The sequence below is a fragment of the Mesorhizobium neociceri genome (genome assembly GCF_013520985.1).
Classification (GTDB): domain Bacteria; phylum Pseudomonadota; class Alphaproteobacteria; order Rhizobiales; family Rhizobiaceae; genus Mesorhizobium; species Mesorhizobium neociceri.
In genome coordinates, this window is the sequence record NZ_JACDTY010000003.1 from 400452 (window position 1) to 424368 (window position 23917).

Sequence of the window (23917 nt, forward strand, 5' to 3'; positions counted from 1 at the left end):
TCCGCAACGATCATGGTCTTGAAGTGGCGAATTCAGGCAAGTTTTGCGCAGAGCCCGCGAAGATCGCTTTCTCGCTATTGCTCTACAGCCCGCGCTTGCCGAAGCCGGCGGGCCGAGGACGACCCTGCAGCTGCACGGACGGCACCGAACGCGTGACCGGCGTGGCGCGGGCAGTCGAGAGTGCGGCACTGCTGGACATGCGGCCGCTGCCCGATTGTGCCGGAACGGCGCCCTCGAAATCGAAAACCGATGTCAGCTCGTCGATATTAACGCCGGCCACTGGCTTTGCTACCAGGATCGTGCACCAGAGGCCAAAGATCGACAGCGCAAGCAGGTTGAGACCGCTGGACGTGTTTTCCGGATTGTTGAAATCGATGACCAGCAGCGTGCCTGCCTGCAGAAAGGCGTAGATGGCGCAGAACACGATGTAGGACCACAGGATCCAGGCCTTGCCGTTGGCGTCGCGGCTGCGACGCCAGGCGATGTTGCCGCGCATGACCACAGCCAGCAGGGAAACAATAAGGACCGCGCCGGCCATTCCTTGCCGCGACGGACCGGGCGCGGAGTTGATGAAGCCCTCCAAGCCTATCGTCCCGACAATGCACACCAGAGCAGCCATGGCCTCAAGGAAAGCTACCCCGAGGGAATAGAAGAAGAAGCGCATGCGGCCGATATTGGAGGTGAACATGAGCGACCCACCGTTTTCACAACAATGGATCAGCACCGGATAATATTCGGTTACGCCGGACGTTCGAAGCTTACTGATCTTAACCTTCTTGGTCTGTCTTCCGGCTTTTCGCGGCGGCCGGAAGCCGTCTCGGATCGTCGCCCGGCGATCCGTCGCCGCGCGGCATTGCCGGTGAAAACCGGTCGAGCGACGAGATGATGCCGCGCAGCACTTTCAGTTCCGGCTCGGCGAAACCGGCGCGGGTCAAGACGGCGCGCAGATTGTCGACCATCTTGGGTTTCTTCGGTGCCGGGCGGAAATAGCCGCGCGCTTCGAGCGCGCCTTCGAGATAGGCAAACAGGCCGTGCAACTCTTCCTTGCTCGCCGGCTTCATTTCCGGACTGGAGAAATTGGTCGCCGTCTCGTCCTCCAGTCCCGACTTCATCCATTCATAGGACATCAAAAGCACGGCCTGGGCGATGTTGAGGGAGGAGAAGCCGGGATCGACCGGGAAGGTGACGATCTCGTCGGCCAGCCCGACCTCGTCATTGTAGAGGCCGAAGCGTTCACGCCCGAACAGGATGCCGGTACGCTGGCCACTTGCCTGGCGCGCCCTGAGCGCCCTGCCCGCCTCGACCGGCCCGCGCACGGCTTTGAAACCGTCGCGCTCTCGCGCCGTGGTGGCGAAGACGAAATTGAGGTCGGCGACAGCCGACGCCAGATCGCCAAACACCGTGACGGCGTCGATGACATGGTCGGCGCGGCTGGCGGCAGCACGCGCCTTCTCGCTTGGCCAGCCGTCGCGCGGATTGACGAGCCTGAGTTCGGACAGGCCGAAATTGGCCATGGCGCGCGCGACCATGCCGATATTCTCGCCAAGCTGCGGCTCGACCAGGATGATCGCCGGGCCGGCGGCGGAGACGTTTTCAGGAAGTTGCGCGGCGGACATGATCTCAATGAACTGCTGTTTGCGGCATTTTCAGCGTTCCCTGCCACATCCGCCCGCCAAAATGAAGCGTTTGCAAAAACACCGGGTCGCCGCACAGACCACCCATTCAGCGCTGATCGGCGTTTGCGTGGCCAAATAGGCTTTGATATACGCTCCGCATCCCCGGCCGAAAGCCATGCGGGCAAGGCCGTTTTGTTCCCCAAAAGCGAGGCATTCTTTCCATGGCGAAGATCAAGGTGGCGAACCCGGTCGTCGAACTCGACGGCGACGAGATGACCCGCATCATCTGGCAGTTCATCAAGGACAAGCTGATCCACCCTTATCTCGACCTGAAGCTTGAATATTACGACCTCGGCGTCGAACATCGCGACGCCACCAACGACCAGGTGACCATCGATTCGGCGAACGCCATCAAGAAGTGGGGCGTCGGCGTGAAATGTGCGACCATCACCCCCGACGAGCAGCGCGTCGAGGAATTCAAGCTGAAGAAGATGTGGAAGTCGCCGAACGGCACCATCCGCAACATCCTCGGCGGCACCATCTTCCGCGAGCCGATCATCATGAAGAACGTGCCGCGCCTGGTGCCTGGCTGGACCAAGCCGATCATCGTCGGCCGCCATGCCTTCGGCGATCAATACCGCGCCACCGACTTCCGCTTTCCCGGCAAGGGCAAGCTGACCATCAAGTTCGTCGGCGAGGACGGCAAGGTGATCGAGCACGACGTGTACGACGCGCCCGGCGCCGGCGTCGCCATGGCGATGTACAATCTTGACGATTCGATCCGCGAATTCGCCCGCGCCTCGCTGAATTACGGCCTGCTGCGCAACTATCCGGTCTACCTCTCGACCAAGAACACCATCCTCAAGGCCTATGACGGCCGCTTCAAGGACATCTTCCAGGAAGTCTACGAGGCCGAATTCGAGGCCGAGTTCAAGTCGAAGAAGCTGTGGTACGAGCACCGCCTGATCGACGACATGGTGGCCTCCGCCCTGAAATGGTCGGGCGGCTATGTCTGGGCCTGCAAGAACTATGATGGTGACGTGCAGTCCGACACGGTGGCGCAAGGTTTTGGCTCGCTCGGCCTGATGACCTCGGTGCTGATGACGCCGGACGGCAAAACGGTGGAAGCCGAAGCCGCGCACGGCACGGTCACCCGCCACTATCGCCAGCACCAGAAGGGCGAGGAAACCTCGACCAATTCGATCGCCTCGATCTTCGCCTGGACGCGTGGCTTGGCGCACCGCGCCAAGCTCGACGACAATGCCGAATTGAAGCGGTTTGCCGACACACTGGAAAAGGTTTGCATCCAGACGGTCGAAAGCGGCTTCATGACCAAGGACCTGTCGCTGTTGATCGGCCCCGACCAGCCCTGGCTGTCGACCACCGGCTTCCTCGACAAGATCGACGAGAATCTGCAGAAGGCGATGGCCTAGGCCGAGACGAAGGCTCCGAAAGGAGCCTTCGCTTTTTGGGCGAGCAATATGAGCAGGCGCGAGGCTGATCGATGACCAAGCCGATCCTCTACGGCGCTGATTACAGCGTCTATGTCCGCATCGCCCGCCTCGCGCTGGCGGAAAAAGGCGTCGGCTATGAGTTGGTGCCTCTCGACATCTTCGCGGCCGAGGGCATCCCGGCCTGGTATCTGGAGCATCACCCGTTCGGCCGCATTCCGGCTTTCGAGCATGATGGCTTTCGCCTGTTCGAAACCAGTGCGATCGCCCGCTATGTCGACGAAGCATTCGACGGCCCGGCGCTGCAGCCGAAGGACCCGCGCGGCCGCGCGCGGATGAACCAGATTATCGGCATGCTCGACGCCTATGCCTACAGATCGATGGTCTGGGATGTCGCCGTCGAGCGGCTGGAGAAAGAAGCGCCCGACGAGGTGCTGATCGCGAACGGGCTGCGCCAGGCCGAAACGGTGCTCAGGGTACTCACCTCCCTCAATGCGCCCGGGCCGTGGCTGTTCGGCGATCAGCTGACGCTGGCCGACCTGCATGCAGCATCCATCATCGGCTATTTCCTCAAGGTCCCCGAGGGCCAAAAGCTGATTGCAGCGTTCGCCGACATCCAGGCTTGGTGGGACCGCATTGCCTCCCGGAACGCCTTTGCCGTGACCGAAAAGGCCGATTGAGCAGCCCGCAGATGGCAATGGGCTAAAACCCTATCTCGGGCCTTGTGACCATCAGCCAGAGAATGGCGAGCACGGCGGCAAAGGCCGGAAAGCCGCAAAGAAACCAGATGCGAAACAGGCACTTTTCCTCAGGCGGCAGCGGCGCGTTTTCGCTGGCCGCCTGCCGCGCCAGGTTGCGGATGCGGATCTGAATCCAGACCACCGGCAGCCAGAACAGGCCGGTCACGACATAAAGCAGCAGGGACAGCACAATCCAGCCTTCCGACAGCGGCCAGCCCACGGCCTGCGCCAGCAATACGCCGGTGATCGGCTGGACGATGACGGCGGTCGCCGTGAAGATGGTGTCGGCGATGACGACGGTGCCGGCGACATGAGCTACGAGTTCAGCACGGCCAGTGCGCTGCGCCATCAGCATGAAGAAGGCGATGCCGGCGCCGGTGCCGAACAGAACCGTGGCGCCGATGATATGCGCCCAGCGCAGGAGGTCGACCCAGAGGTTCATCGTTCGTCCAGAATCGCCAGGGCCACCAGGGCAAGGCAAAGCGCGGGCACCGCCTTGACCATTGCTCCCAGGGGATCGAGCCACAGATCGGGTGCGAGCGCGGTCGCTGCGCCAAGATAGGCCAAGGTGATGGCAACCATCCCCATCAGCGCGGCGCGCGCAAGGGACCGCACGAGAATGGCGGCGCCGACAAGGATGTCGGCAACACTTCCGGCAAGAACCATCCCGAGTGCCAAGGTGGGCGACAGGCCATGCGAGACCAGAATGTCGGCCGCTGCATCCTGCCTGATAAAGCCGACAATGCCGGAGACCAGCCAAAACAGAGAGAGGCAGCCGAAGATGATGGGCTTCGTCAGCCAAAGGCGCGCGAACCATCGTTCCTGGACATGCGCCGGCATGGCGGCCAGCGTTGCCTCCAGCGGCTGCAGCTTGTGATCGGAAATCTCGCTCCAGGACGTGGCGTTGCCGGTCACGCCGCGCGCCAGCGCGGCAAGGGCTGCGCTGCGCAAAGGCGAACGCCAGCCAAGCAGGCCAAGACCATCGGCAACAACAGCCGCGATCCGGCCGAGAAAGGCCGGCATCGGCACGATGCGGGCCGGTGGCAGGCCAAGCCATGCCCGAAAGGCAACCAGCACTTCGGCAAGCGAGCGGGGCCTGGCTTCGACGAGATCGACGGAAAGACGCGGCGGCAGCGATCCGGCGACCGCGCGTGACACTGCTTCGGCAACATCAGTAACCGCCACGGTCTGGATCGGCTGGCGCGCCATCACTGCAGGGATAAAACCGGGAAAGGCCGCAAGGGCGCGCAGAAGTGCCGTGCCGCCATAGGCGGCGGGCGCGATCACCAGGCCCGGGCGCAGGACGGTCCACTCCAGCGACGAGCTTGCGACGGCCTTATCGCCTTGTGCCTTGGTGCTGAAGAAAGCATCCGGCGAGGCGGGATCAGCACCAATGGCGGAGATCTGCACAAAGCGGCTGATACCGGCCTGTTCGCAGGCCGCGACCAGCGCCACGACCGCGCCGCGGTGGACGTCGTCGAGGCGATCGCGCGGACCGTCCTGCAAGGCACCGGCCGCATTGATCACCGCGTCCATGCCCACGACTATGGACAGCCAGTCTTCGGCGGTTAGCAGCCGCGCCATGTCGACCGCGACCCAACGCACCGCCGGCCAGCGCCGTTCGGCATCTCTGACATCGCGGCCAAGGCCGGTCACTTGATGCCCGTCGCCAAGCAGGCGGCCGACGACGGCTTCTCCGATCAGTCCGTAGCCGCCGAGGACAAGCACCTTCTTGCGGGGGCTATCGGGCATAGGGTGGCTTTCAGGCTGCCTCCAGCGCCGCCCTGACAGCGGCGATGGCATCATTGGCCTTCGAGGCGTCCGGGCCACCGGCTTGCGCCATGTCGGGCCGCCCGCCGCCGCCCTGCCCGCCCAAGGCGGCCGAGGCGACGCGCACCAGATCGACGGCGCTGAAGCGGCTGACGAGATCGTCGGTGACGGCGACCACGACACTTGCCTTGTTGTCCTCGCCGGCGCCGACGAAGACAACGACGCCAGAGCCGAGCGAGGTTTTGCCGGCATCGGCCAGCGGCTTCAAATCCTTCGGCGAGACGCCGGAGACGGCCTTGCCGAGGAAGCCGACACCGGCGACGGTCTCGTTCTCAGCCGGCGCGCCGGCAGCGGCGCCGCCGCCCAGCGCCAGCTTCTTGCGCGCTTCGCTTAGCTCCTTTTCGAGCTTCTTGCGCTCCTCGAGCAGCGTCTCGACACGCGCCGGCACGTCGGCCGGCGAGATCTTCAGCACGGCCGCAGTTGCCTTCAGGCGCCTGTCCTGCTCGTCGAGATATTTGCGCGCAGCCTCGCCGGTCAGCGCCTCGATGCGGCGCACGCCGGCGGCGACCGCGCTGTCGGAGACGACGCGGACCAGACCGATATCGCCGGTCGCCCGGACATGGGTGCCGCCGCAGAGCTCGACCGAGTAGGGCCGGTTGGCCTTGGCGCCTTGCACGCCGGTGCCCATCGACACGACGCGCACTTCGTCGCCGTATTTCTCGCCGAACAGCGCCATGGCGCCCTCGGCAATGGCGTCGTCGACCGACATCAGGCGCGTCGTCACCGGGCTGTTCTGGACGACGATTTCATTGGCCATGCGCTCGACCTCTTCGAGGTCTTCCGCCGAGATCGGCTTGTTGTGCGAGATGTCGAAGCGCAGCCGCTCCGGCGCCACCAGCGAGCCTTTCTGCGCGACGTGCGTGCCCAGCACCTCGCGCAGCGCCTCATGGATCAGATGCGTCGCCGAATGGTTGGCGCGCAGCCGGGTGCGCCGTGCATGGTCGACCTTCAGTTCGACGGCCGCACCGGTCTTGACCGTGCCGCTCGCCACCTTGCCCAGATGCACGAACAGGCCGTCGGCCTTCTTCTGGGTATCGGTGATCTCGATCGAAAAACCTTCGCCCGAGATGATGCCGGTGTCGCCCATCTGGCCGCCGGATTCGCCGTAGAACGGCGTCTGGTTGACGACCACCGCCACCGTATCGCCCTTGCCCGCGCTGTCGACGGTCTTGCCGTCCTTGACCAGCGCCTGGATGAGGCCTTCCGCAGCTTCAGTCTCGTAGCCGAGGAACTCGGTGGCGCCGTTCTGTTCGCGCACCGAAAACCAGATCGTCTCGGTGGCCGCGTCGCCGGAGCCGGTCCAATGCTTGCGCGCCTCGGCCTTCTGCTGCTCCATCGCATGGGTGAAGCCGGCTAGATCGACCGAAATGTTGCGCTGGCGCAGCGCGTCCTGCGTCAAATCGAGCGGGAAGCCGTAAGTGTCGTAGAGCTTGAAGGCCGTCTCGCCGTCCAGCATGTCGCCGGCATGCAGCGTTTCCGTCGCCTCCGAAAGCAGGCCAAGGCCGCGCACCAGCGTCTTGCGGAAGCGTGTCTCCTCGAGCTTCAGCGTCTCGGTGATCAGCTGTTCGCCGCGCAGCAGCTCGGGATAGGCCTGGCCCATCTCGCGCACCAGCGCCGGCACCAGTTTCCACATCAGCGGCTCTTTGGCGCCGAGCAGCTGCGCATGGCGCATGGCGCGGCGCATGATGCGGCGCAGCACATAGCCGCGGCCCTCATTGGAAGGCAGCACGCCGTCGGCCACCAGGAAGGAGGACGAGCGCAGATGGTCGGCAATGACGCGGAAGGACGCGACCGTCTCCTTGTCTGGCCCCTGCCCGATAGCGGACGACGCCGCGTCGATCAGGTGGCGGAACAGATCAGTTTCAAAGACGGTTTCCACCCCTTGCAGGATGGAGGCCATGCGCTCCAGGCCCATGCCGGTGTCGATCGACGGGCGCGGCAGATCGATGCGCTCTTCCTTGGTGACCTGCTCATACTGCATGAACACCAGGTTCCAGAATTCGAGGAAGCGATCGCCGTCCTCTTCCGGGCTGCCGGGAGGGCCGCCCCAGATGTGCTCGCCGCGGTCGATGAAGATTTCCGAGCACGGGCCGCACGGTCCGGTGTCGCCCATCGCCCAGAAATTATCCGAGGTCGGGATGCGGATGATGCGGTCGTCGGAGAAACCGGCGATCTTCTTCCAGAAGCCGGCCGCCTCGTCATCGGTGTGATAGACCGTGACCAACAGCTTGTCCTTGTTCAGCCCGAACTCCTTGGTGATCAGGTTCCAGGCAAGCTCGATGGCGCGCTCCTTGAAATAGTCGCCGAAGGAGAAGTTGCCGAGCATCTCGAAGAAGGTCAGATGGCGCGCGGTGTAGCCGACATTGTCGAGATCGTTGTGCTTGCCGCCGGCGCGCACACTCTTCTGCGCGGTCGTGGCGCGCGAATAGGGTCGCTTCTCAAGGCCGGTGAAGACATTCTTGAACTGCACCATGCCGGCATTGGTGAACATCAGCGTCGGGTCGTTGCGCGGCACCAGCGGGCTCGAGGCGACGACCTCGTGGCCCTCCTTGCGGAAATAGTCGAGAAATGTCGACCGGATCTCGTTCACGCCACTCATGACTGCTGCCTTTTCGCGAAAACCGCCGGCGCGGCCGGCGGCAAATGGACGTTGCCCATTGGAAGATGGACTTGGCCTTTTAGCGGGCGCACCGCACCCTGTCCAGAAACACGGAATTGGGCCAATCCGTGCGTTCGCCGGACTTCCAAAAACGAAAACCGCCGACGCGAAGGCCGGCGGTTTGGAACGCGATACTAAAGAACTCTGTTACTTAAGCATCAGATGATATGCCTGATTTATGGCCGAACTCTGACCATTGACCTACATGGCGCCGGATTCTTCCTCGAAGCCGTCGTCTTCGCCGCGCTCGGGGCCACCATTTTCGAGGAATTTCTCGGCGATCAGCCCGGCATTCTGCCGCAGCGCCAGTTCGATCTCGCGCGCCGTGTCGGGATTGTCGCGCAGGAACAGCTTGGCGTTCTCGCGGCCCTGGCCGAGGCGCTGCGAATTGTAGGAGAACCATGCGCCTGACTTCTCGACCACGCCGGCCTTGACGCCGAGGTCGACCAGTTCGCCGGTCTTGGACACGCCTTCGCCATACATGATGTCGAACTCGACCACCTTGAAGGGCGGCGCCAGCTTGTTCTTGACCACCTTGACGCGGGTCTGATTGCCGACGACCTCGTCGCGGTCCTTGACCGAGCCGATGCGGCGGATGTCGAGGCGCACCGAAGCGTAGAATTTCAGCGCGTTGCCGCCGGTCGTGGTTTCGGGCGAGCCGAACATGACGCCGATCTTCATGCGGATCTGATTGATGAAGATGACCATGGTGTTGGAGCGCGAGATCGAGGCGGTCAGCTTGCGCAGCGCCTGGCTCATCAAACGCGCCTGCAGACCGGGCAGAGAATCGCCCATCTCGCCTTCGATTTCGGCGCGTGGCGTCAGCGCCGCGACCGAATCGACCACCAGCACGTCGATGGCGCCGGAACGCACCAGCGTGTCGCAGATCTCAAGCGCCTGCTCGCCGGTGTCGGGCTGCGAGATCAGCAGGTTTTCGAGGTCAACGCCGAGCTTGCGGGCATAGACCGGGTCGAGCGCGTGCTCTGCATCGACGAAGGCGCAGATGCCGCCCTTCTTCTGGGCCTCGGCAACCGTGTGCAGCGCCAGCGTCGTCTTGCCCGAGCTTTCCGGCCCGTAGATCTCGACGATGCGGCCGCGCGGCAGGCCGCCAACACCAAGTGCGATGTCGAGGCCAAGCGATCCGGTTGGCACGGTTTCGATCTCGACGACCTGCTCGTTGGCGCCAAGCCGCATGATCGAGCCCTTGCCGAAGGCGCGCTCGATTTGCGACAGCGCCGCGTCCAGAGCCTTTGATTTGTCCACCGCTTTGTCCTCTACAAGCCGCAAAGAATTCTGAGCCATGATACATCACCCCTTGGTCGTCAATGAAGGCCGGACAATCCGTAATCCCTGCCCTAGTTTGTACCTTTTTTGTTCTCGTTTGGCAAGGGGGATCAAATATCTGAAAAACAATCTTTATCCGGATTTGTTCTTTTTTGTCTCAGGGCTCTGTTTCCGGATGCATCCGACATTGGGCCAGCCGGTCCGGCTGTTTCGATCAACCCGAATCGCTGGCTTGCCTGCAAAGCTCCGCCGCACAGCCTAGGGCAGTTCACCGTTTCATGGAAACGGCGACTTGCCCTAGCTTCTTGCTTTGACGCAATTCCCAAGGGAAAGCCGTTCCACACTTCCTGGAATTGCTCTGGCGCTTGTGCGGCAGGAATAACAAAGGTCATATCGCCGGCATGGTGAAATCTGCAAAAATCCTGGCGGTGGGCGGCGCCCATATCGACCGGCGAGGCCAGGTGTCCGGCGCTTACGTGCCGGCTGCCTCGAATCCCGGCACGATGCGTGAGGATGTCGGCGGCGGCGTCTTCAACGCGTTGCGCAGCCTCGTGCGGCGTGGCGTCTCGGCCTCGCTGCTATCGGTGCGCGGCGGCGATGCCTCGGCCGAGACGATTGCGCGCGCCATCGCTGAAGCCGGCATTGCCGATCTGTCGGCGGTGTTCCTCGACCGCACGACGCCGAGCTACACGGCGCTGATCGACAGCGACGGCGAGTTGATCACCGGCTTTGCCGACATGGCGCTCTACGACCTGGCGTTCCCCAAGCAGATCCGCCGTTCCAAGGTGCGCGAGGTCGTCGCCGAAGCCGATGCGGTGCTGTGCGATGCCAACCTGCCGTCCTCCGCGCTGGAGCGGCTGGTGGCGCTCGCCGCCGGCAAGCCGGTCTACTGCATCGCCATTTCGCCGGCCAAGGTGGTGCGGCTGATCCCGGTGCTGAAGGAACTCGCGCAGGTCTTCATGAACCGGCGCGAGGCCATGGTGCTGGCCGGCGTCGGCGCGAATGCCACCGAGCGCGAGACCGTCGACGGCTTGCGCTGCAGCGGCCTCAGGAGTGGCGTGGTGACGGCGGGCGAAGGCCCGGTGCTGGGGTTCGACGAAGCCGGCGCCTTCTCGATCCTGCCGCCGGCGCCGAGAAAGGTCGCCGACGTCACCGGGGCCGGCGACGCGCTGGCGGGCGCTACCATCGCTGCCCTGCTGCGCGGCTTGACCCTGCGCCAGGCCCTGCGCGAAGGCGTGGCAGCGGCGACGCTTGCCATCGAAAGCGCGGACGCGGTCCCCGCTTTTACGACCGCGACCTTCACCGAGGCGCTGGCCCTTGTGCCGGACGCGCAGGAAATGGCATGAGGGCGGCCAATTGCCATTGCCGGAGCGCGCCGTCCAAGGGGACGCGCGGCGCGCCGGATCGGAGACCATCATGACCCCGCAAAGCGCCCGCCCCTTCATCGACGTCCACAAGCCGGTGGCCGAAGCACTTGCAGCCGGCCGACCCGTGGTGGCGCTGGAAAGCACCATCATCACCCATGGCATGCCTTACCCGGACAATGGCGCCATGGCGGCCAATGTCGAGAAGATCATTTTGGACAATGGCGCGGTGCCGGCGACGATCGCCGTGGTCGCCGGCCGTATCAAGATCGGCCTCTCCGACGGCGAGCGCGAGTCGCTGGCGATGACCGGCGACGCCATGAAGCTGTCGCGCGCCGATCTCGGCTTTGCGGTGGCGCAAGGCCGCACCGGCGGCACGACGGTCGCCGCCACCATGATCGCGGCTGACATGGTCGGGATAAAGGTGTTTGCCACCGGCGGCATTGGCGGCGTGCACAAGGGCGCGGAGAAAAGCTTCGACATCTCAGCCGATCTCGACGAGCTGGCGCGCACGCCGGTCATCGTCGTCTCGGCTGGAGCCAAGGCTATCCTCGACATTGAAAAGACGCTGGAGGTGCTCGAGACGCGCGGCGTGCCGGTGATCGGCCATGGCTGCGAAACAATGCCGGCCTTCTGGTCGCGGCAGTCGCGGTTTCGCGCCCCGCTGACACTGCACAGACCGGAAGAGATCGCGCATTTCTTCAAGACAAGGGCTGCGCTGGGCCTGGGCGGCGGCATGCTGATCGCCAACCCGGTGCCGCAGGATGACGAAATCCCGGCCGACGAGATGGCCGGCTATATCGAGGCCGCACAGAAGGCAGCGGAAGTGCAGAACGTGACCGGCAAGGCGGTGACGCCGTTCCTGCTGGGAAAAATCCTCGAACTGACCGGCGGCCGGAGCTTGAAGACCAACATCGCGCTGGTCGAGAACAATGCGCGGCTGGCGGCGAAGATTGCCAAGGCGCTGTAGGCAGGGAAAGACGCATGGCTAGAAGTGAACGCCGCGATCCTTCACACCCCCCTCTGTCCTGCCGGACATCTCCCCCTCAAGGGGGAGATTGGATGTCACTCTGCCTTTCGCCAATCGCCAACGCTGAAAGTAAGGCCTACCGACGAAGCTGCCAATCTCCCCCCTTGAGGGGGAGATGTCCGGCAGGACAGAGGGGGGTGCTGTCCCTCGGCGTTCGCGACAAGCTCGGTACAGCCGCAACGCTCGAAAGTACCCGTTACTTCCCCGCCCGCAGCCCTGCCTCATACGCCCGGAGCGCCCAGACCGCCATCTCGTCGGAATCGTCGAAAGCGCTGTCGGGAATGCTCCAGTAGGGCATGGCGACCAGCTTGCCGTGTCGCGAACCGGTATAGGTCCATTGCTGGCAGCCGGCGGCTTCGAAATCGGGCGCGCTTTCTCCATCGGCCTTCAGTTTCAACTCGCCGCGCAGCACGATGGCGACGATGACGCCGTCGCAATAGATGCCCTTGCCGCCGAACAGTTTTCGGATACTGACCGGGCCCAGGCTTTCGAAAAGTTCTTCTATGCGTTCATTGTCCATGCCGCGATCATGTCACTGGGATTCGGCCTTGTCATCGCCGCAACCAAAACCATGCTGACAGGTTGAGAACGAAATTCGTCGGAGTGCTTTCATGCCGCTTCTGCTCAAAGGATCCTGCCGCTGCGATGCCGTCCATTTCGAGGTGAAGAGCCACACGCCGGTGCCGTTCATGCTGTGCTACTGCTCGATATGCCGCAAGCAGCAGGGTGGCGGGGGCTTCGCCATCAATCTCGGCGCCGACTACAAGACGCTGAAGATCAAGGGAAAGCGCAGCCTCGGCGTCTACCAGGCCGAGATCGAGGACGACGAACACCCGCGATGCGAGATCTCGTCGGGCGAGCGCAATTTCTGCAAGAAATGCGGCTCGGCGCTCTGGCTCTACGACCCGACCTGGCCGGATCTGGTGCATCCCTTCGCCTCGGCGATCGACAGCGAGCTGCCGAAGCCGCCGGAAAAGGTGCATCTGATGCTGAAATACAAGGCGAGTTGGGTCGAGCCGGATATCGGCAGAAAGGATAAGGTCTTCGACGTCTATCCCGAGGAATCGATCGCCGACTGGCACAAGCGGACGGGGATGTGGGTGAAGTAGCGTCCTTCTCCCCGTTTACGGGGAGAAGATGCCGGCAGGCAGATGAGGGGCGGCGCCAGCCTCGCAGAAGTTAGCGCCGCCCCTCATCCGGCCCTTCGGGCCACCTTCTCCCCGTGAACGGGGAGAAGGAAGAGGCGTCTAGGCCGACGCGCGCGCCTCTGCCAGCGCCTTTAGATCGGCGGGCTTCAATTCGACGGACTCACCGCAGCCGCAGGCCGAGCTCTGGTTCGGGTTGTGGAAGGTGAAGCCGGTGCGCAGCGTCGTCTGCTCGAAATCCATCTCGGTCCCGAACAGGAACAACGCTGCCTCAGGCGCAACATAGACATGGGCGCCGTCGCGCTCGATATGGTCGTCCTTGGTGTTGGGCTCGGTCACCAGGTCGACCGTGTATTCCATGCCGGCGCAGCCGCCCTTCTTGATGCCGAGGCGAATGCCATGCGCGCTGTCACGCGTGGCGACAATCTCGCGCACCCGGTCGGCGGCCTTTTCGGTCATCGTGATGACGGCGAAGCGTCCCATACTTTTTCCTCTTCCATTCCATGCAGGTTCAAGGCCTGCCGAATGATTCCTCACCTAAAATGGTGAAGTTTTACCACTGGCGCAAGTGCGCCAGATCTTGCCTGGCTAGTACCAGCCAACCGCCACCTGCGCCTCTTCCGACATGCGGTCGGGCGACCAGGGCGGGTCGAAGGTCATGTTGACCTCGACGCCGGAGACGCCTTCGACGGCGCCGACGGCGTTTTCCACCCAGCCCGGCATTTCGCCGGCCACCGGGCAGCCCGGTGCGGTCAGCGTCATGTCGATCTTGACCGAGCGGTCGTCCTCGATGTCGATCTTGTAGATCAGGCCGAGTTCATAAATGTCGGCCGGGATTTCCGGGTCGTAGACCGTCTTCAGCGCCGAGACGATGTCGTCGGTCAGCCGCGCCAGTTCGTCGGTGGGAATGGCCGAGGCGGATACCAGCGGATTGATCGCTGCTTCCGGCGCGGTCTCGGTTGTGTGGCTCGCATCATTCATGGTCGTCATCCAAAGAACTTGCGCGCTTTCTCAAGCGCTTCGGCCAAAGCGTCGACTTCGGCCCTGGTATTATACATGCCGAACGATGCCCTGCATGTGGAGGTTACGCCAAAGCGTTTCAACAGCGGCTGGGCACAATGGGTGCCGGCGCGGACCGCCACGCCTTGCCTGTCTATCACCATCGACACGTCATGGGCGTGAATACCCTGCAATTCGAACGAGATGATGGCGCCTTTGCCAGGTGCATCGCCAAAGATGCGCAGCGAGTTGATCGCTCTGAGACGCTCATGCGCATAGGTCTTGAGATCGGCCTCGTGGGCGGCGATGCGCTCGCGGCCGATCTTTTCCATGTACTCAAGCGCCGCACCGAGACCGATCGCCTGGACGATCGGCGGCGTGCCGGCCTCGAAGCGGTGCGGCGGCTCGTTGTAGGTGACGATGTCTTCCGTCACCTCCTCGATCATCTCGCCGCCGCCCATGAAGGGGCGCATGCCCTGCAAAATGTCCTTCTTGCCGTAGAGCACGCCGATGCCCGAGGGTCCATAAACCTTGTGGCCGGTGAAGACGAAGAAATCACAGTCGAGATCCTGGACGTCGATCGGCATATGCACGGCGCTCTGGCTGCCGTCGACCAGCACCGGGATGCCGCGTGCATGGGCGATACGGACAATCTCCTTGATCGGCGTCACCGTGCCCAGCGCGTTCGACATCTGCGTGATGGCGACCAGCTTGGTGCGGTCGGTCAGGCGCTTTTCGAATTCCTCGATGTGGAAGACGCCGAGATCGTCGACCGGCACCCAGACCAGCTTGGCGCCTTGCCGCTCGCGGATGAAATGCCAAGGCACGATGTTGGAGTGGTGCTCCATGATCGACAGCACGATCTCGTCGCCGGCGCCGATATTTGGCATGCCATAGCCATAGGCGACGGTGTTGATCGCCGCAGTCGTGTTCGAGGTGAAGACGATGTTGTCGGTGCTCGGTGCATTGAGGAAGCGGCGCACCGTTTCTCGCGCCTTCTCGTAGGCATCGGTCGCGGCATTGGAGAGGAAATGCAGGCCGCGATGGACGTTGGCGTATTCCTTGGAATAGGCGTGCTGGATGGTATCCAGCACCACCTGCGGCTTCTGTGCCGAAGCGCCATTGTCGAGATAGACGAGAGGTTTGCCGTAGACTTCGCGCGACAGGATCGGGAAGTCGCGGCGGATCGCCTCGACGTCATAGGGGGTGTTTTCGACTTTCTGGTCCATTACAAAGTCCTAGCCGGCCAAGGCCGCGATCTTCCAACACCCATCAACCGTCTCGGCGCTACGCGCCGATCCACCTTCTCCCACAAGGGGAGAAGGGAAAGAGGCACTTACCCGTGTGCCACAAACCAGTCGTCCAGCCTTGTTTCCAAAGCCTCGACGATGGTCTCGTCGTCCAGTTCCTCGATCACTTCCGCCACGAACGCCTTCACCAGAAGACCCCGCGCGCTCTTTTCGTCGATGCCGCGTGCCATCAGATAGAATAGATGGTTGTGGTCGATCTCGGTGACGGTTGCGCCGTGGCCGCAGATGACGTCGTCGGCAAAGATTTCCAGCTCCGGCTTGGTCGAGAACTCGCCATCATCGGACAGGAGCAGCGTGTTACAGGCCATCTTGGCGTTGGTTTTTTGCGCGTATTGATGGACGTTTATGCGGCCCTGGAACACGCCGCGCGCCTTGCCGGTCACCACGTTGCGGATCACTTCGGTCGAGGTCGTGTGCGGCACGGCATGGTCGAGCACCATGGTCACGTCAGTGTGGGTGTCGCCGGCGAGCAGGTTGATGCCGCGCAATTTGAAGTCGGCGCCTTCGCCTGTGGTCCTGACCACGATCTCCTGGCGCACAAGCTTGCCGCCGGCATTCATGAAGAACAGCGTCAGCTTCGAATTCTTGCCGAGATGCGCCTTGAACTGGGCAAGATGGGTAGCCGTCTCCGGCTGCTCCTGCACGATCAACCAGGTCACCTCCGCACCCTCGCCCAGCACCAACTGGCTGACCGAGCTGCCCAGTGCCGCGCCCTCGCCGGCCTGACGCTCGACGACAGCAGCCTTGGCGCCCGCGCCGACACGCACGGGGAAGCGCACATGCACCTGGCCGCCGGCTTGCAAATTCTGCAGTTCGATCGGCTTTTCCAGCGCTGTGCCATCGGCGATGTCGACGAAATAACCGTCGGCGACAAAGGCGGTGTTCAGCGCGCCGATGGCGTCATCGTTGCCATAGGGGTCCATGCCCGGTGCGATCGAGCCATCGGTCAGCTTTTCCGACAGGCGCTGGACGGACACGCCCTCGATCGCGGAAAATTTCGCGCTCGAAACGCCGTTCAGAACGGCCAGGATTGCGGAGCCTTCGACGATGGGCGGCAACGCTTTGGCGGCGGCCGTGGGATCGAATGCCGGCACCGAGGTCAGCAACCGGCGCAAATCCGTATAGTGCCAGGATTCGATGCGCCGGGTCGGCAGGCCGTGCTTGATCGCTTCGATGGCGTCGTCGCGCTTCAGCGTCACCGCGCCGTCGCCCGGCAGCAGCGACAGCCGCTCGCCAAAGGCGTCGATCAGCGCCGTCTCGGCCTGGGTGCGCTGGGGTGTCGAGTGCATGTTCATCAGCTTTGCCCTGTCTTTTGGTACAAAATGACCTGGCATCTCACGCGGCTTCGCCGATCACGCCGGCATAGCCATTGGCTTCCAGATCGAGCGCCAGCGACTTGTCGCCGGACTTGATCACCTGGCCCTTGTAGAGCACGTGCACCGAGTCGGGCACGATGTGCTCCAGCAGCCGCTGATAGTGGGTGATGACGACGATGGCGCGCTCTTGCGAGCGCAGCGCATTGACGCCGTCCGAGACGATCTTCAGCGCGTCGATGTCGAGGCCGGAATCGGTCTCGTCGAGCACGCAGAGTTTTGGCTCCAAAAGCTTCATCTGAAGGATCTCGGCGCGCTTCTTCTCACCGCCGGAGAAGCCGACATTGAGCGGCCGCTTCAGCATCGCCATGTCCATGTTGAGCGAGGCCGCCGCGTCCTTCACCCGCTTCAGGAATTCCGGGATCTTCAGCGGTTCCTCGCCGCGCGCCTTGCGCTGCTCGTTCATCGCCACCTTGAGGAATTCCATGGTCGCGACGCCCGGTATCTCCATCGGATACTGGAAGGCGAGGAAGATGCCTGATGTGGCGCGCTCGGCCGGGTCCATTTCGAGGATCGACTGGCCGTTGTAGAGGATGTCGCCTTCGGTCACCTCATAGTCCTCGCGGCCGGCGAGGATGTAGGACAGCGTCGACTTGCCCGAGCCGTTCGGGCCCATGATGGCGGCGACCTCGCCGGCTTTCACCGTCAGGTTCAGGCCGCGGATGATCTCGGTGCCGTCATCGACGATGCGGGCATGCAGATTTCTGATTTCGAGCATTTCTTGTTCTTTCACCTAGTCATTGCTTCCAGCAGAAACCGGATGTCGATCCCGTCAACGGACCGACATCCACCATCTGCTTACGTACCAAACATGCCGCGCAGAAAAGGCAGCACAATTGCCGAGACCAGCCCGGTCACCGCGCCCGCCGCCATCCGGCGCGGCGTCGACTGGATAGAGGGCGCGACCGCGCAGAGCGCGCCGCACACCAAAGCGTAAAAAACGATCGGAACCGTATCCATCACTTCAAACTTCCTTTCAAACGTCCAGTTTCATTCCGTGCTTTGCGCACGATCCTGAACGTCCGAGGGGTCGCTATCCTTCCTGTATCCATCGCACTGCCTATCCGAGCGCCTAAGCCCGGTTATTCCAAAACTGGATCAGGGCTTCCCAAAGCCCCTGCCAAAAGCCATCCGGCGAATAGGCCGCCGCGAGCAGCGCAAGCCCCAACGCGCATAACAAAAACGCAAGCTCTAAACCGGCAGACCAACTGTCCATCCGATCCTTCAGATAGACGTGCTCTCCTCCAGAGTTGCGTTTGCGCGCCTTTGTCACCCCACGCTTCCCTCAAGGCTGATGCCGATCAGCTTCTGTGCTTCGACCGCGAACTCCATCGGCAGCTGCTGGATGACATCCTTGACGAAGCCGTTGACGATCAGTGCGATCGCTTCCTCTTCAGGGATGCCGCGCTGCATGACGTAGAACTTCTGGTCCTCGGAAATCTTCGAGGTCGTGGCTTCGTGCTCGAACTGCGCCGTCGAGTTCTTGGCTTCCATGTAGGGCACGGTGTGCGCGCCGCACTGGTCGCCGATCAGCAGACTATCGCAATTGGTGAAGTTGCGGGCATTGGTCGCCTTGCGGTGCGCCGAGACCTGGCCGCGATAGGTGTTCTGCGAGAAGCCGGCGGCAATGCCCTTGGAGATGATGCGGCTCGACGTGTTCTTGCCGAGATGGATCATCTTGGTGCCGCTATCGACCTGCTGATAACCGTTCGACACGGCGATCGAATAGAACTCGCCCGAGGAATCGTCGCCGCGCAGGATGCAGCTCGGATATTTCCAGGTGATAGCCGAGCCGGTCTCGACCTGCGTCCACGAGATCTTCGAACGGTCGCCGCGGCAGTCGCCGCGCTTGGTGACGAAATTGTAGATGCCGCCCTTGCCCTCGGCGTCGCCGGGGTACCAGTTCTGCACCGTCGAATACTTGATCTCGGCATCGTCGAGCGCCACCAGCTCAACCACCGCGGCATGCAGCTGGTTCTCGTCGCGCTGCGGCGCCGTGCAGCCTTCGAGATAGGAGACGTAAGCCCCCTCCTCGGCGATGATCAGCGTGCGCTCGAACTGGCCGGTGTTCTTCTCGTTCATGCGGAAATAGGTCGACAGCTCCATCGGGCAGCGCACGCCCTTGGGCACGAAAACGAAGGAACCATCAGTGAACACGGCCGAATTCAGCGTGGCGTAGAAATTGTCGGAGGTCGGCACGACCGAGCCGAGATATTTCTGGACCAGTTCGGGGTGCTCGCGGATGGCTTCCGAGATCGAGCAGAAGATGACGCCGGCCTGCGCCAGCTCCTTCTTGAAGGTGGTGACGACGGAGACGGAATCGAACACCGCGTCGACGGCGACACGTCCCGATTTGTAGACGTTGTCGCTGGGCTCCTCGAGATCGGACGCGTCGGTCTTCTGCACGCCGGCGAGGATTTCCTGTTCCCGCAGCGGAATGCCGAGCTTCTCATAGACCTTCAGCAGTTCGGGATCGACGTCGCTCAGCGAGGTCGGGCCGGGCGTGCTCTTGGGCGCCGCATAGTAATAGAGGTCCTGGAAGTCGATCTTCGGATAGTGGACGCGCGCCCAGGTCGGCTCTTCCAGCGTCAGCCAGCGCCGATAAGCTTCCAGACGCCATTCCAGCATCCAGGACGGTTCATCCTTCTTGGCCGAGATGAAGCGAATGATGTCTTCGCTCAGGCCCTTGGGGGCCTTGTCCATCGCGATCTCTGTCTGGAATCCGTATTTGTACTGGTCGACGTCGATCTTTCGGACCCGATCGATCGTGTCCTGCACAGCAGGCATAAGCGTTCTCCATCCACGCCGGGGTCAAGGCCCGACAGTTTTCAAACTATGGCATCGCCAACGGCTGCCCCTTGGGGCGCCGGAAGCGGCGTAAGTTCCATATAGTGCGTCTCGACCGGGAATTCACCCGGCCACTTGCAAACGCACGGCTCTACCAGGCCGCAAGGCCTGAATTTCTTTTCGCCGCCTCAGGCGGCTTGTTCCCTGCCAGCCCGGCGCTGGGCAATACCCGCCAGCGCAGCACGGAACAGGTCAATATCCCCCGCACTTGTTGCGTGGCCGATGGACACGCGCAAAGCGCCGAGGCTGTCGCCATAACCCATGGCTTTCAGCACATGGCTCGGCCCGACCTTGCCCGACGAACAGGCCGATCCCGCCGATAACGCCACGCCTGCCAGATCGAAAGCGATCTGCGCCGTCTCGGCCTTGACGCCGGGAATAGCGAAGAATGTCGTGTTGGCAAGCCTTGGCGCGCCGGTTCCGTAGATTTCTGCGTCCGGCACCAGTGTTTTGATGATGGTTTCGACTTCACTGCGGCGACGCGCGAGCGCATCGACGTCGTTCAGCCCCGCCAGAGCCTGCCGTGCCGCGGCGCCGAAGCCGGCGATGGCCGCCAGGTTTTCGGTGCCGCCGCGATGGCCTTTTTCCTGGCCGCCGCCATTGATCAGCGGCTTCGGCATCATCAGATCGGCCGCCGCAATGATGGCGCCGACGCCCCTGGGGCCGCCGATCTTGTGCGAAGACAGAATCAAATAGTCGGCGTAAGGCGCTGACATATCGATGGAAACACGGCCTGCAGCCTGCACGGCGTCGACCACCAGAATGCCGCCCGCCGCCTTGACGATGGCAGCGATGGCCTCGACCGGCTGGATAACGCCGGTTTCGTTGTTGGCGGCATGGATCGCCACCAGCGGCAGGCCTTCGGCCTTGTCATGCGCGGCCATAGCGGCCGTCAGTTGAGCGAGATCGGCAATGCCTCTGGCATCGACGCCAATCCGCGTCACCAGCGCGGCCGGAAAACGGCCGCCATTGAGCAGGCAAGGATGATCGGCTTCGCAGACATAGAGCCGGCTCATGCGCACCGTGCCACGGCCCATCTGCCAATCCGGCGTCAAAAGCGTCGAGGCGGCCTCGGTCGCGCCGGAGGTGAACACGACATGTTCGACCCTGGCGTTGACCAGCGAAGCCACGTCACGCCGGGCAGCATCGATCAGTCTGCGCGCGGTGCGGCCTTCGGCATGCACCGAGGACGGATTGGCGACGAGATCGAGCGCGGCAAGCATCGCCTCACGCGCCTCGGCAAGGAGCGGCGCGCTGGCGTTATAGTCGAGATAGGCGCGTGCTGCGGCCATTTTCACTCAATCGATCCCGTCAAAACCCAATCCGCAGGGATAGCGCGTTATTTCCTTGAAATTGCAAGGCAAGACGTCCTATTTACGCGGCTTGCGGCGCGGATGGCCGAGCCGTCACGGCTGGCTATCCAGTTTTGAACAATTCTAAACTAGCTTCTAAGAAGACGCTCGCCCTGCGTCAAGGCCAGAGGAAAGAGTTGTTCCGGGCGCCGCGCATTCGTATGCCATGTGGAGTATTTTATGCCTGAGGTCATTTTCACCGGTCCGGCCGGCCGCCTGGAGGGTCGCTACCAGCCTTCCAAGGAAAAGAGCGCGCCGATTGCCATCGTGTTGCACCCGCATCCGCAGTTCGGCGGCACGATGAACAACAAGATCGTCTATGACCTCTTCTATATGTTCCAGAAGCGCGATTTCACCACGCTTCGCTTCAATTTCCGCGGCATCGGCCGCAGCCAGGGCGAATTCGACCACGGCACCGGCGAGTTGTCGGATGCGGCCGCGGCGCTGGACTGGGTGCAGTCGCTGCATCCGGATTCCAAGAGCTGCTGGGTCGCCGGCTATTCCTTCGGCTCGTGGATCGGCATGCAGCTGTTGATGCGCCGTCCGGAGATCGAAGGCTTCATCTCGATCGCGCCGCAGCCCAACACCTATGATTTTTCGTTCCTGGCGCCCTGCCCGTCATCGGGCCTGATCATCCACGGCGACGCCGACAAGGTGGCACCACCCAAGGATGTGCAAGGCCTGGTCGACAAGCTGCACACGCAAAAGGGCATCACCATCACGCAGAAGACCTTGCCCGGCGCCAATCATTTCTTCTCCAACGATTCCGAGCTGCTGCTCGAGGAATGCGCCGACTATCTCGACCGCCGGCTGGCAGGCGAATTGTCCGATCCGCGGCCGAAGCGGCTGCGCTAAGGTCTCCTGATCTGATGCCATGCACAGTCGTGTCCAATGACGGGCGCGACAATGCCGTTTCGGCTGATCCAAACGGTGAAGCCCGCCTGACATGTGGCGCGGCTTGGCCGAACGGTGCACACTACCAGTTCAGCTAGCCGAAGAAGGCGTGACCGATCATGTACCAACCTCCTCATTTCATAGAGACGCGCCAAGACGTCCTGCACGGGCTGATCCGCGCCCATCCGTTGGGGTTGCTGATTTCAAACGGGCAGGACGGACCTGTCGCCAACGCCATTCCGTTCCTGCTCGATGCCGACGTGGCGCCGAACGGCAGGCTGCGCGCCCATCTGGCGCGCGCCAATCCGCAATGGCGCCTGCTGGCGGACAACCCGGCATCGCCGGTGCTGGTGGTGTTCCAGGGCGCCGACGCCTATGTGACGCCGTCCTGGTATGAGACCAAGCGCGAGACCGGCAAGGTCGTGCCGACCTGGAACTACGCCATCGTCCAGGTGCGTGGCACGGTCAAGGTGATTGAGGATCCCGCCTGGATCGCGCAGCAGATTTCCGATCTGACGCTGTCGCAGGAAGGCAGCCGCGCGGCGCCGTGGGCGGTGACCGATGCGCCACCGACTTTCATCCAGTCACAGATCAAGGGCATTGTCGGGCTGGAAATCGAGATCGCCGAGATCAGCGGCAAGTGGAAGGTCAGCCAGAACCGCCCTGTCGCCGACCGCGTCGGCGTCGCCGAAGGGCTGGAAAGCGAAACGCCCGGCGCCAGCGCGCCGGATATGGCCGGACTGGTCAGAGCCTATGGCGGAATTGAACGCGAATAACTGAGGCCGAGGTTCTTGGGTCAACCCAATCACTCTGAACGACCGAGTTCGACCGAAGCAGCGTATGTTTTACATGACGCGAACGGCAGCTCTGCGCCTTATGTCGGCCGTTGAGGTGAGCTTTGCCACCGCCTGAAAGCAGACACTGGCGGCGACCACGCTCGAGATAGCGGTTGCGCCGCATGTCAGCCGTAGATACAGCTTTGCCGCTGCCCGAAAGCAGACCCTGCCGGCAAGGACGCTTGGGTCGAAGGTGGCCAAGAACCGGCTAACGGGGGTTGCGAGGGACGCCCTCTTGCGCTTACGTCAGGAAACGTTGATGACGGTGTGCCCGTGCCGATGTCAGACCTCGACCTTGCCGCTTACTTCGACCGTATCGGTTATGATGGCCCGGCGGCACCTACGCTCGACGTGCTCAAGTCAATTCACCGGCTCCATCCGCAAACGATCCCTTTCGAGAATCTCGATCCATTCCTGCTTCGACCTGTCGAACTTGATCTTCCAAATCTGCAGCGAAAGATGGTTGGCGGTCGGCGCGGTGGCTATTGCTTCGAGCACAATCTGCTCTTTATTGAGGTACTTAGAGCGCTTGGGTTCGCGGTGTCGGGTCTCGGAGCGCGCGTGTTGTGGAACCAGCCGGAAGGGGCAGTAACCGCTCGTTCGCACATGCTGCTCAGGGTGGAACTTGACGGCCAAACATGGCTTGCAGACGTCGGCTTCGGTGGACTGACCCAGACGGGACCATTGCTACTGCGGCCAGATATCGAGCAGCATACTCCGCATGAGACATTTCGTATTCTCGTAACAGGCGGCTTCTACCACTTGCAGGTGAATACCGGGACATGGTGGACATTATACCGCTTCGATCTCTCGGAACAGTTTGCGGTAGACTATTCGATCTCAAACTACTTTCTTTCGACGAATCCAACGTCTTTGTTCCGCACAAAGCTGATTGCGGCCCGTGCGCTAAGCGCAGGCCGTATTGCTCTGCTGGATAGACGACTAACGAGGCATCATGGGGACGGAACCAAGGAAAGCCGAGAGCTAGCCAACCCGGAGCAACTCGTAAAAGTGCTTGAAGAAGAGTTCGAAATTCAACTGCCAGAACCCGAGCGTTTCCTCGACTTGGTTCAGGAAAAGTTGTTTCAATCAGTACAATGATGTATAGCGACGACTGCCGGCTTCACGGCTCGCTTCTCCCATAAATATGTCCCGCAAGTAAGGTTCATAATCTCAACCTCGCGATG

General features: G+C 62.5%; 24 protein-coding genes. 8 read left to right on the top strand and 16 right to left on the bottom strand.

Translation table 11 applies throughout. The annotated features are described in order from the left end of the window. Positions 1 to 82 precede the first annotated feature (82 nt). Both H0241_RS09935 and H0241_RS09940 read right to left on the bottom strand, forming a co-directional pair. Positions 83 to 688: a hypothetical protein gene (locus H0241_RS09935; RefSeq protein ID WP_181057227.1), complete on the bottom strand. Its 606-nt coding sequence runs from the start codon at positions 686 to 688 to the stop codon at positions 83 to 85. 79 nt (positions 689 to 767) lie between these two features. Beyond that, positions 768 to 1616 carry an RNA methyltransferase gene (locus H0241_RS09940; protein WP_181057228.1) on the bottom strand — a complete coding sequence of 283 codons (849 nt, stop codon included), beginning with the start codon at positions 1614 to 1616 and terminating at the stop codon, positions 768 to 770. Positions 1617 to 1837: 221 nt separating this feature from the next. On the opposite strand from H0241_RS09940, the gene H0241_RS09945 reads away from it, so the two are divergent. Together H0241_RS09945 and H0241_RS09950 are read left to right on the top strand one after the other, a co-directional pair. Beyond that, entirely contained in the window at positions 1838 to 3049 is a 1212-nt protein-coding gene (locus H0241_RS09945) for an NADP-dependent isocitrate dehydrogenase (protein ID WP_181057229.1), read from the top strand. A 71-nt stretch (positions 3050 to 3120) separates the two neighbouring features. Next, positions 3121 to 3747, top strand: coding sequence for a glutathione S-transferase family protein (locus H0241_RS09950; RefSeq protein WP_181057230.1), 627 nt, complete (start codon positions 3121 to 3123; stop codon positions 3745 to 3747). Between the two features lie 22 nt (positions 3748 to 3769). Here H0241_RS09950 and H0241_RS09955 read toward each other — a convergent pair whose 3' ends face one another. The 4 genes from H0241_RS09955 to recA all read right to left on the bottom strand — a co-directional run bounded on the left by H0241_RS09955 (position 3770) and on the right by recA (position 9598). Continuing rightward, positions 3770 to 4249 carry a DUF2269 family protein gene (locus H0241_RS09955; protein WP_181057231.1) on the bottom strand — a complete coding sequence of 160 codons (480 nt, stop codon included), beginning with the start codon at positions 4247 to 4249 and terminating at the stop codon, positions 3770 to 3772. After that, on the bottom strand, positions 4246 to 5559 hold the full coding sequence (locus H0241_RS09960; protein WP_181057232.1) for an SDR family oxidoreductase: 1314 nt from the start codon (positions 5557 to 5559) through the stop codon (positions 4246 to 4248). Before H0241_RS09960 ends, H0241_RS09955 begins: the two co-directional genes overlap by 4 nt. Before the next feature lie 10 nt (positions 5560 to 5569). Next, positions 5570 to 8236 carry an alanine--tRNA ligase gene (alaS, locus tag H0241_RS09965; RefSeq protein WP_181057233.1) on the bottom strand — a complete coding sequence of 889 codons (2667 nt, stop codon included), beginning with the start codon at positions 8234 to 8236 and terminating at the stop codon, positions 5570 to 5572. Between the two features lie 261 nt (positions 8237 to 8497). Further along, the gene (recA, locus tag H0241_RS09970) at positions 8498 to 9598 is read right to left on the bottom strand and encodes a recombinase RecA (RefSeq protein WP_112561417.1); all 1101 of its coding nucleotides are present in this window, start codon (positions 9596 to 9598) and stop codon (positions 8498 to 8500) included. A 383-nt stretch (positions 9599 to 9981) separates the two neighbouring features. On the opposite strand from recA, the gene H0241_RS09975 reads away from it, so the two are divergent. Then, positions 9982 to 10926 (top strand): carbohydrate kinase family protein, encoded by a 945-nt coding sequence (locus tag H0241_RS09975; protein ID WP_181057234.1) that lies wholly within the window; start codon positions 9982 to 9984, stop codon positions 10924 to 10926. A 70-nt stretch (positions 10927 to 10996) separates the two neighbouring features. Next, on the top strand, positions 10997 to 11914 hold the full coding sequence (locus H0241_RS09980) for a pseudouridine-5'-phosphate glycosidase (RefSeq protein WP_181057235.1): 918 nt from the start codon (positions 10997 to 10999) through the stop codon (positions 11912 to 11914). A gap of 256 nt (positions 11915 to 12170) precedes the next feature. Here H0241_RS09980 and H0241_RS09985 read toward each other — a convergent pair whose 3' ends face one another. Continuing rightward, complete coding sequence (locus H0241_RS09985) at positions 12171 to 12494, bottom strand: TfoX/Sxy family protein (protein ID WP_181057236.1); 324 nt, start codon at positions 12492 to 12494, stop codon at positions 12171 to 12173. A gap of 91 nt (positions 12495 to 12585) precedes the next feature. On the opposite strand from H0241_RS09985, the gene H0241_RS09990 reads away from it, so the two are divergent. Next, positions 12586 to 13083 (top strand): GFA family protein, encoded by a 498-nt coding sequence (locus H0241_RS09990; RefSeq protein ID WP_181057237.1) that lies wholly within the window; start codon positions 12586 to 12588, stop codon positions 13081 to 13083. 138 nt (positions 13084 to 13221) lie between these two features. Here H0241_RS09990 and sufA read toward each other — a convergent pair whose 3' ends face one another. The 9 genes from sufA to H0241_RS10035 all read right to left on the bottom strand — a co-directional run bounded on the left by sufA (position 13222) and on the right by H0241_RS10035 (position 20940). Beyond that, a complete protein-coding gene (gene sufA / locus H0241_RS09995; RefSeq protein ID WP_027036998.1) occupies positions 13222 to 13602 on the bottom strand; it encodes a Fe-S cluster assembly scaffold SufA in 381 nt (126 codons plus the stop codon). Between the two features lie 105 nt (positions 13603 to 13707). Then, positions 13708 to 14100: an SUF system Fe-S cluster assembly protein gene (locus H0241_RS10000; RefSeq protein ID WP_181057238.1), complete on the bottom strand. Its 393-nt coding sequence runs from the start codon at positions 14098 to 14100 to the stop codon at positions 13708 to 13710. Positions 14101 to 14105: 5 nt separating this feature from the next. Beyond that, complete coding sequence (locus H0241_RS10005; RefSeq protein WP_181057239.1) at positions 14106 to 15347, bottom strand: cysteine desulfurase; 1242 nt, start codon at positions 15345 to 15347, stop codon at positions 14106 to 14108. Between the two features lie 107 nt (positions 15348 to 15454). Beyond that, entirely contained in the window at positions 15455 to 16723 is a 1269-nt protein-coding gene (gene sufD, locus H0241_RS10010; protein WP_181057240.1) for a Fe-S cluster assembly protein SufD, read from the bottom strand. 40 nt (positions 16724 to 16763) lie between these two features. Continuing rightward, positions 16764 to 17519, bottom strand: coding sequence for a Fe-S cluster assembly ATPase SufC (gene sufC, locus H0241_RS10015; protein ID WP_181057241.1), 756 nt, complete (start codon positions 17517 to 17519; stop codon positions 16764 to 16766). Between the two features lie 80 nt (positions 17520 to 17599). Next, positions 17600 to 17764, bottom strand: a complete 165-nt coding sequence (locus H0241_RS10020) for a hypothetical protein (protein ID WP_181057242.1) — start codon at positions 17762 to 17764, stop codon at positions 17600 to 17602. Between the two features lie 109 nt (positions 17765 to 17873). Continuing rightward, positions 17874 to 18074 (bottom strand): hypothetical protein, encoded by a 201-nt coding sequence (locus tag H0241_RS10025; protein WP_181057243.1) that lies wholly within the window; start codon positions 18072 to 18074, stop codon positions 17874 to 17876. After that, positions 18071 to 19588: a Fe-S cluster assembly protein SufB gene (sufB, locus tag H0241_RS10030; protein WP_023700863.1), complete on the bottom strand. Its 1518-nt coding sequence runs from the start codon at positions 19586 to 19588 to the stop codon at positions 18071 to 18073. The genes H0241_RS10025 and sufB overlap by 4 nt, the downstream gene beginning before the upstream one ends. Positions 19589 to 19776: 188 nt before the next feature. After that, on the bottom strand, positions 19777 to 20940 hold the full coding sequence (locus tag H0241_RS10035; RefSeq protein ID WP_181057244.1) for a cysteine desulfurase family protein: 1164 nt from the start codon (positions 20938 to 20940) through the stop codon (positions 19777 to 19779). A gap of 240 nt (positions 20941 to 21180) precedes the next feature. On the opposite strand from H0241_RS10035, the gene H0241_RS10040 reads away from it, so the two are divergent. The 3 genes from H0241_RS10040 to H0241_RS10050 all read left to right on the top strand — a co-directional run bounded on the left by H0241_RS10040 (position 21181) and on the right by H0241_RS10050 (position 23831). Beyond that, entirely contained in the window at positions 21181 to 21855 is a 675-nt protein-coding gene (locus H0241_RS10040) for an alpha/beta hydrolase (RefSeq protein ID WP_181057245.1), read from the top strand. A gap of 158 nt (positions 21856 to 22013) precedes the next feature. After that, a complete protein-coding gene (locus H0241_RS10045) occupies positions 22014 to 22670 on the top strand; it encodes an FMN-binding negative transcriptional regulator (protein WP_181057246.1) in 657 nt (218 codons plus the stop codon). Between the two features lie 339 nt (positions 22671 to 23009). Then, positions 23010 to 23831: an arylamine N-acetyltransferase family protein gene (locus H0241_RS10050; protein ID WP_181057247.1), complete on the top strand. Its 822-nt coding sequence runs from the start codon at positions 23010 to 23012 to the stop codon at positions 23829 to 23831. The last annotated feature ends 86 nt before the right edge of the window (positions 23832 to 23917 follow it).